Below are 6,000 nucleotides of genomic sequence, written 5' to 3'. Positions count from 1 at the left end.
TTTTATGAATGACTTTTTCAACCACAAAAAAACCGCCTATCTCAATAAATAGGCGGCATAAGATGCATTTAAATAGTTAACTTATAAACGGGATATGTACCCATTATCGTTACATTACAACCCAAAGCTTCTAATTCCCCTTTTACTCCTGGAAACAATACATCATCATAGGGTTGATCGACATCAATGATAAAGAAATAATTTCCTAGGCCTGTTTTCATTGGTCTAGATTCTATTTTAGACAAACTCATTTTTCTCCAAGCGAACGCAGACAGGACTTGATGCAAAGCACCAGCTTGGTCACTAGGTAAGGAAATGAGCATACTGGTCTTCTCTATGCTAACAGGATGTTTAATTTTTAGCTTTGTTTCATCCTTGCAGAGTACCACAAAACGAGTATGGTTATTTGAATAGTCATGGATGTTTTCCTGTAATAATTTGAGACCATACACCTCTGCTGCTAATTTGTTTCCAATTGCAGCGATCGACAAATCGCTCTTACTTACAATCTCTGCAGCTTTCCCTGTTGAAGTGGTGTACTGAATCTTAGCCTCAGGTAGTGACTGGTGAAGATATTGATGACATTGTGCGATCGCATGACTATGAGAATGCACTTCAGTAATATCACCAAGGCTACCTTGAAAGGTCGGTTGTACCAACAAATGCTGCTGTATAGGCACTACAATTTCAGCCACAATCGGTAGTCTAACTTGGTGTACCAAATAATCTACTGTTAGCTGAACCGTCCCTTCAATTGCATTTTCAAGTGGCACAACAGCAATATCTATCTCTTCATGTTCCACTGCGTCAATACATTCGGGAATGGTTGCATAGCTTTCTTTATGTTCCCCATTAAATGCTGCATCTACAGCTAATTTTGTAAAAGTCCCTTTAGGTCCCAAATAACCGATAGTTGCTAACAAAATTTCTCCCCCTATTTCCCTTAAAACTGCATCTTTTACTCGATAAATTCAAATTCAAAATCAAGCAGTCGAATCGTATCGCCGTCCCTCGCACCTCGTTCACGAAGGGCTTTATCTACGCCCATTCCTCTTATCTGTCTAGAGAAACGTTGGACTGCTTCATCTCTTGCAAAGTCCGTCATTTTGAATAATTTCTCAATCTTAACTCCTGAAAGGACATACGCGCCATCATCGTCACGTGTAATTTCAAATGGTGCATCCTCTTTTGTATGGCGATAGATCACTTTTTCTTCAACTTCATCCATCTTAGGAGCAACCTTAGGAATAGCATCCAGTTGATCGGCAATTGCAAATAGAATATCACGCAAGCCTTCTTTAGTTAGAGCAGATATTTCGTAAACGGGAATATCTTCACCAAGCTGTTCTTTAAACATTTCTAAATTATCCGAAGCACCAGGCATATCCATTTTATTTGCTGCAATAATTTGTGGGCGTTCTGTCAGCTTCATGTCATACTCTATTAGTTCCTGGTTTATTTTCACAAAATCGTCGTAAGGATCCCTGCCTTCTGTTCCGGCCATATCGATTACATGAACAATCAATCTTGTTCTCTCTACATGGCGTAAAAACTGGTGGCCAAGCCCTACTCCCTCATGGGCACCTTCAATTAAGCCTGGTAAATCAGCCATAACAAAGCTGCGCTGATCACTCGTGTCGATGACACCCAGGTTGGGAGCAAGCGTAGTAAAATGATAATCAGCAATTTTGGGTTTAGCGGCACTTACAACAGAAAGAAATGTCGACTTACCTACACTTGGGAAACCGACCAATCCAACATCGGCAATTAATTTAAGTTCGACTTTTATGTTTCGTTCCTGGCCTGGTTCACCATTTTCAGCCATATCCGGTGCAGGATTTCTTGGTGTAGCAAACCGTGTATTTCCTCTCCCCCCACGTCCACCATGGACAATGATAGCCCGTTGCTTATGTGCTGTTAAATCAGCAATAACTTCATCGGTTTCTTCATCAATAACCGTAGTGCCTGGAGGAACGGGAACTACTAATGGTGCAGAATTTTTACCATGCTGTGTTTTGCTCATCCCATTTTCGCCACGCTTGCCTTTAAAATGTCGATTATAACGAAAATCCATTAAAGTATTTAACCCTTCATCTACCTCAAATACAACATCGCCGCCATTACCACCGTCTCCGCCAGCAGGGCCGCCTTTCGGTACATATTTTTCTCGACGGTAGGCTACAAGTCCATTCCCACCATCTCCAGCCTTCACATAAACACTAACCTGATCTACAAACATTGTTGACTCACCTCATATTTCACACGGAACTGCAAACATACACACGATTCCGTCATTGGTATTTTCTATACTCATTTGATATTCCAACTCCAAGCTATTAAGCTCTTTCATTACTTCTTCCTTGTCTTTAAAATTCCCATTAATGGACAATTTGACACGTAAAACTTCCTGTTTATCTGTATCCTCGAGAAGGAGTTTTGCCTCAAACAGCTCCATTTTTTCGTGTAAGTGACTAATAAGCGATATTACACGGTTACATTGTCTAACCAATTGCTCATCTGATTGGGAAATTTTTTTATTTTCGGTATGTATTTGGTAGGTCAGTCGAAAATCTTCATAATAGCCATTAAATTGGATGACCCACAATGTTAATAACGTGCCTTGTAAATGCATGAGTTTTCTTTCTTCATTGTAATATTCCAGACTTTCTTGGACTTTACTCTCCACTCTGTCTGTTTTATTCATACTTAAGTAGCCATGAATTATTTGTAAATGGTTCATTAAATCATGACGATAATGCTGCAGTAATAAGATAACATCCTTCTCGTTCATGTCTTCCCTCCATTACATATCAAAGTATAGCAGAAAAACCAGTAATCTTCCTAACCAGAGAAGTATATGTAATTAGAAAAGCGCGGAGCGGCCGTAATAGGGAGACGGCTAAGTCTCTTGTTCCAACCAGTCGACAAGTCTTCCTAGCCAAAAGTCGATTTTCACAGTCAACTAGCTTGGCGCTCAGAGCTAGACATCTGTGCAGATTACTTTTAGAAAGGCTGGGCACTTTAATTGAATGGACAGGCTTAGGACCTACCATTTTAAACTAGCATAACATAAGATACTCTTCTGTACCGAATATAGCTTTATTCTTTACATCGGACAAGGGTATATTGTTTCATATACTAAAAAAACTCCAACCTTAAGAAAGTTGGAGTTTTTTACGTACATGCAAAATGTTATGCTTCCTGTGCCACTGGATAAACACTAACTTTTTTGCGGTCACGACCAACGCGTTCAAACTTAACAACGCCGTCAGCTTTTGCAAAAAGTGTGTCATCTCCACCACGACCAACGTTTTCACCTGGATAGATCTTTGTACCGCGTTGACGGTAAAGAATAGAACCACCAGTTACGAATTGGCCATCAGCACGTTTAGCACCAAGACGTTTGGATTCTGAATCACGACCGTTCTTAGTACTACCAGCACCTTTTTTCTGTGAGAAAAACTGCAAATCAAGACGTAGCATACCACTGCACCTCCTTATAAAGTACGAATCCTAATGAATTCTCCATATTCACTCTCAATAGATTGCAATGATACCAGCATGCCTTCAAACAGGAGTTGTACCTGTTCTATGTTATCCACTGCTTTGGTGGGAATCTGGACATAAAGATATCCGCCATCCTCGCCTTGCTCAATTTGTAAATCAGCATCACACAGTGTCATAACAGCATTAACTGTACCAATCGAAACTGCTGAGACTCCTGCACAAACAAGATCATAGCCATAAGGTCCACTATCTGCATGTCCAGAAAGTTTAAATGCGGTTATTCGATTGTCATTACGATAAATTGTAACCTGAATCATAGAGAAATACCTTTATGCATTGATTTTATCAATAACTAATTTTGTATAAGGCTGACGATGACCTTGTTTACGATGATAGTTCTTTTTAGGCTTGAACTTGAAAACTGTAATCTTTTTCTGACGACCATGTTTTTCAACTTTAGCAGTGACAGTTGCACCTTCAACATATGGTGCGCCTACTTTCACATCGTCTCCACCTACGAATAGAACTTTTTCGAATGTTACAGCGTCATTTGCATCTGCTGCAACTTTTTCTACGTAAATTTCTTGGCCTTCCACAACTTTAACTTGCTTACCACCTGTTTCGATAATTGCGTACATAATAACTTGCACCTCCTTAATTAACTCAGACTCGCCATTCAGGTACTCTATCAAGAGTTTATCCAAACCTGTTCTGTGCGGTTGTAGCACTGGTGCTACGATGAATAACGTATTGATGTTACCATGTATTAACTAGGTTTGTCAAGGTATCGCACGATAAATTCTCTATGTTTCAAGCACCTTTCTCTATAATTCCCCCAACATTTTGATGGTATTTTTTATGCTTGAAATAGGCTTGCAAACATTCCTGCTCCTCTATTACAGTATGCCCACCATGTTTATCTGTCACATAGATGGTATGCCTTTTTTCTTGGCTAAAGCCAGAAAACACTCTCATCAAAGAGCTATCTGATGATACATACAGTGGCTTATGTTTCATTATCTTAGTCTTTTTTTCATACCGTTTTAGTAAAAATCGCATAAACACGTAATGACGTTGTTTCCATTCTGACTGGTTTTCCATAAATAAGAAGAGCGCGATAAGAAATGTGCTTAGCGTAAAAGAAGGAAGTATTAGTTGTACAAGAAGAAAAACCACCGCTAACACCATAGAAAAGAGTATAACGATATGATAGGCACGTTTGTATGGAAGTACTAGGGCAAGCAACAAAAACAATAGCTTTCCACCATCAAGTGGCCATAAAGGGAGTAAGTTGAATAATAGGATAGCTGTATTATAGTATAACATCAAATCGATTAATGAAGTTGGCAACAAACCGCTATATGATAGAGCAAATATGCCTGCATAGATCCATACATGCTGTAGTGGGCCGGCAATTGTGACGAGAGCTTCTTCCGCAATTGGCCTGGTCCCATGCTCGTCTGTTTTCATTACCCCACCAAACACCCAAAGCATAATGGTGCCAATTCTCCAATCAAACCATTTCGCCATCGTAAAATGCCCAAGTTCATGAATTAACACAATAAGTAGTATTACTGCCATTTCCACGAAAGTACCCGTCAAAAAGGATATGAAGAAAAAAGCAAGTAAGATGGGATGGAAATGGATTTTTGGCAAGTAATTACTCACTATCGTCAACTTTAATTACCTGCACGGGATCAATATAGTCCTTATCTTTTTCAATGGCAAAATATACGGTGGTACTATCAGGCTGAGGCGTAAAATGCCCAATTGGCTGATTACTCTTTACAAATTGATAAAGATGAACATTCAAGTCACTAAGCTCTCCATACGTTGATACACTTCCATCAGCATGCTGAATCTTAATTGTTTTATTAGTGGAACTATCATTCCCAGCAAACACTACAACGCCATCACGCAAAGCTGAAACAGCAGCAGAAGTGTCTTCAGGTGCTATCTTAATTCCCGTCCCATTAGCTTGAAAAGACTCTGTTACACTGCCGGATACAGGTAAAGCTAGTACTTCCTCTGTAACGCTTTCAGCTTTTTCACCATTAGGGGGCACGGCCAACGGTGTTCCAAATGATTCCTGATACCAATGGTTAACTTTAGCAAACGGAAACTCCTCTGTGAGCACACCGCTCGTCCACTCCTTTGGAGATTGCAATACCGGAGCATTAATCTCCCATACTAAGGCCACGCCAAAAAACAGCATGGTAGATAAAATTCCTTTTAGCAGGAAACCACCCATTACATTGTTCTTCTTGCCACCTGTAGCTCCCTGACCATCGTATATGGGCATATAACCATGCTTTTCTTCATCTTGTGGAAATACAGGTATTACCTGTCTTTTTCCAGCTTCTTTCCCTGTTATACCGCGAGCTTTCTTTCTTTGATTAATAGATTGCCTAACCTTTTTAACTCCATTATCCATTATCCTCACAATCCTTCTCATACTTTTGTACAAGTTTATGAGGGACTTTTGTGAGATAT

8 protein-coding genes and 1 other annotated feature are annotated in these 6,000 nt (G+C 39.7%); all 8 genes read right to left on the bottom strand.

Annotated features, from left to right (window positions below; all coding sequences use genetic code 11):
* Positions 1 to 68: 68 nt before the first annotated feature.
* On the bottom strand, positions 69 to 923 hold the full coding sequence (pheA, locus tag K3T81_RS18350) for a prephenate dehydratase (protein WP_238022082.1): 855 nt from the start codon (positions 921 to 923) through the stop codon (positions 69 to 71).
* A gap of 35 nt (positions 924 to 958) precedes the next feature.
* Complete coding sequence (gene obgE, locus K3T81_RS18345; RefSeq protein ID WP_238022081.1) at positions 959 to 2,239, bottom strand: GTPase ObgE; 1,281 nt, start codon at positions 2,237 to 2,239, stop codon at positions 959 to 961.
* Between the two features lie 12 nt (positions 2,240 to 2,251).
* Positions 2,252 to 2,791 carry a Spo0B domain-containing protein gene (locus K3T81_RS18340; protein ID WP_106897048.1) on the bottom strand — a complete coding sequence of 180 codons (540 nt, stop codon included), beginning with the start codon at positions 2,789 to 2,791 and terminating at the stop codon, positions 2,252 to 2,254.
* A 401-nt stretch (positions 2,792 to 3,192) separates the two neighbouring features.
* Entirely contained in the window at positions 3,193 to 3,483 is a 291-nt protein-coding gene (gene rpmA, locus K3T81_RS18335) for a 50S ribosomal protein L27 (RefSeq protein ID WP_106897049.1), read from the bottom strand.
* Between the two features lie 14 nt (positions 3,484 to 3,497).
* Positions 3,498 to 3,824 carry a ribosomal-processing cysteine protease Prp gene (locus K3T81_RS18330; RefSeq protein ID WP_238022080.1) on the bottom strand — a complete coding sequence of 109 codons (327 nt, stop codon included), beginning with the start codon at positions 3,822 to 3,824 and terminating at the stop codon, positions 3,498 to 3,500.
* Positions 3,825 to 3,836: 12 nt separating this feature from the next.
* Positions 3,837 to 4,145, bottom strand: a complete 309-nt coding sequence (rplU, locus tag K3T81_RS18325; protein WP_106897051.1) for a 50S ribosomal protein L21 — start codon at positions 4,143 to 4,145, stop codon at positions 3,837 to 3,839.
* 17 nt (positions 4,146 to 4,162) lie between these two features.
* Positions 4,163 to 4,238 (bottom strand) — a sequence feature (ribosomal protein L21 leader region).
* A gap of 79 nt (positions 4,239 to 4,317) precedes the next feature.
* Positions 4,318 to 5,163 carry a site-2 protease family protein gene (locus K3T81_RS18320; protein ID WP_238022079.1) on the bottom strand — a complete coding sequence of 282 codons (846 nt, stop codon included), beginning with the start codon at positions 5,161 to 5,163 and terminating at the stop codon, positions 4,318 to 4,320.
* 4 nt (positions 5,164 to 5,167) lie between these two features.
* Positions 5,168 to 5,941, bottom strand: a complete 774-nt coding sequence (locus K3T81_RS18315) for a M23 family metallopeptidase (protein ID WP_238022078.1) — start codon at positions 5,939 to 5,941, stop codon at positions 5,168 to 5,170.
* Positions 5,942 to 6,000 lie beyond the last annotated feature (59 nt).

It is taken from the genome of Oceanobacillus jordanicus (genome assembly GCF_022095695.1).
Lineage (GTDB): Bacteria > Bacillota > Bacilli > Bacillales > Amphibacillaceae > Oceanobacillus_B > Oceanobacillus_B jordanicus.
Note: the sequence above shows the minus strand (reverse complement) of the source record. Positions and strands in the feature narration are given on the sequence as shown.

What these genes read in the sequence shown, in the direction of transcription:
- obgE (WP_238022081.1), bottom strand. Translation starts at nt 2,239, where the DNA reads ATGTTTGTAGATCAGGTTAGTGTTTATGTGAAGGCTGGAGATGGTGGG.
- K3T81_RS18340 (WP_106897048.1), bottom strand. Translation starts at nt 2,791, where the DNA reads ATGAACGAGAAGGATGTTATCTTATTACTGCAGCATTATCGTCATGAT.
- rpmA (WP_106897049.1), bottom strand. Translation starts at nt 3,483, where the DNA reads ATGCTACGTCTTGATTTGCAGTTTTTCTCACAGAAAAAAGGTGCTGGT.
- K3T81_RS18330 (WP_238022080.1), bottom strand. Translation starts at nt 3,824, where the DNA reads ATGATTCAGGTTACAATTTATCGTAATGACAATCGAATAACCGCATTT.
- rplU (WP_106897051.1), bottom strand. Translation starts at nt 4,145, where the DNA reads ATGTACGCAATTATCGAAACAGGTGGTAAGCAAGTTAAAGTTGTGGAA.
- K3T81_RS18315 (WP_238022078.1), bottom strand. Translation starts at nt 5,941, where the DNA reads ATGGATAATGGAGTTAAAAAGGTTAGGCAATCTATTAATCAAAGAAAG.